The sequence below is a fragment of the Paenisporosarcina sp. TG20 genome (assembly GCF_000286315.1).
GTDB lineage: Bacteria > Bacillota > Bacilli > Bacillales_A > Planococcaceae > Paenisporosarcina.
On the sequence record NZ_ALJG01000035.1, the window covers coordinates 1 to 766 of the forward strand.

General features: G+C 37.6%; 1 protein-coding gene. It reads left to right on the plus strand.

Annotated features, from left to right (window positions below):
- Positions 1-104: 104 nt before the first annotated feature.
- On the plus strand, positions 105-766 hold a 662-nt coding region (locus B371_RS0100165; RefSeq protein ID WP_019412357.1), incomplete at its 3' end, for a reverse transcriptase domain-containing protein.

Genomic DNA, 766 nt, shown 5'->3' on the forward strand with positions numbered 1-766 from the left:
AACAGCCCCAAGTCTAGCGGTAAGTAATAATTATTTTTCAACTGTGCATTGCACCGGTCGGGTAAGAACGTGGGAACATCACTTCAAAGAGGAATGATGCCACAGTGCAAGCTCTACGATATTGGGATTATTATGGGATGACAGACACCTTTACAGACTTACATCAACGAGCCAAAAATAAAGAATCATTCCATCTGTTATACGACATCATCACGTCGAGGAACAATATTTTATTAGCGTATCGAACAATCAAGTCAAATAAAGGGTCGAAGACTCCTGGAACAGATGGTAAAACCATTGTAGACATAGAGAAACGTTCGGAGAACGAATTAGTAGAAGAAATACAAAGTAGGCTAAAAAATTATCGCCCTAAGAAAGTTAGACGTAAACTAATTGAAAAAGATAATGGTAAGATGCGACCATTAGGTATTCCATGCATTCTCGATAGAATCGTACAACAATGCTTTAAACAAGTGTTAGAGCCAATTGCAGAGGCTCATTTTTATAATCATAGCTATGGATTTAGACCTTTACGGTCTACTCACCATGCGATGGCAAGAATTCAATTTCTAGTTAATCAGTCGAAACTCCACTACGTTGTAGATATTGATATAAAAGGGTTCTTTGATAATATCAATCATACATTGCTTATTAAGCAGCTATGGAATTTAGGTATTCAGGATAGACAGGTTTTAGCCTGTTTATCGAAAATGTTGAAAGCTGAAGTGGATGGAGAAGGTATTCCGACAAAAGGTTCTCCGCAAGG